1 protein-coding gene is annotated in these 815 nt (G+C 60.1%); it reads right to left on the minus strand.

Features of this window, described 5'->3' with window-relative positions; genetic code table 11:
* Positions 1-230 precede the first annotated feature (230 nt).
* On the minus strand, positions 231-815 hold a 585-nt coding region (locus EN932_RS37210), incomplete at its 5' end, for a universal stress protein (RefSeq protein ID WP_164890901.1).

Raw genomic sequence — 815 nt, forward strand, 5'->3', positions numbered from 1 at the left:
TCCTTCGCCGACTGGAATTTGATACAGCGGCGCAATTACAGTGCGGCGGCCCTTACCAAGTCTTGTTGCCTACATGACATATCGCTCAGCGCCCGCCCGCGTTTGCTCGCGGTTTCTTGCGCCGCACGTCATCGGCTACGCTCAACTTGGCAAGGATTAGACGTAGCCCGTTGCGGGAAAGGCCGACCTTGATTCATGTCAATATCGGGGTGCCTGAGATGTCTTTTTGCTCAGTTCGATATGAACCGATGCAACGATCCGCTGCCCAGCACAGAACGCGTTACGCCGCCAAAGGTCATTTCCGTAACGCGGCTGTGCCCATACCCTCCCAGAACAATCAGATCAGCCGCAATTTCGTGCCCAATCCGCAGGAGCAGGTCCGCCGGCTCGGAGCCGCGCGCATCCAAAACTTCCGATCGCGCCTTCACGCCGTGGCGTGCCAGGAAGCTCTCGACGTCCGCAATATCATCCCGAGGCGCGGTGTTTCCCCGGTCCACGGAGACGACCACAACATTCCTGGCCTCGATCAGAAGGGGCATTGCGTCGACGACAGCGCGGCGCGCTTCCCGCGTGTCGTTCCATGCTATCAGGATGCTTTCAGCCCTGATCGGTGCAATGTTTTCCGAGGCCACGAGTATCGGGCGGCCGGCTGCAAGAATGAGGCTTGCCGGATCCAGCATGCGATGATGGTCGACGATCAGGTCGACCGGTGGCGAGCCAGTTAGGATCAGGTCGGCGGCACGCGCATTGAGTGCGAGCTGACGCGCGGGATTTCCTACTTCTCCTCGCCACGAGGCACGGTTGCTGCCGTTGAC

Origin of the sequence: Mesorhizobium sp. M7A.F.Ca.US.002.01.1.1 (assembly GCF_004022955.1) — a bacterium.
Lineage (GTDB): Bacteria > Pseudomonadota > Alphaproteobacteria > Rhizobiales > Rhizobiaceae > Mesorhizobium > Mesorhizobium ciceri.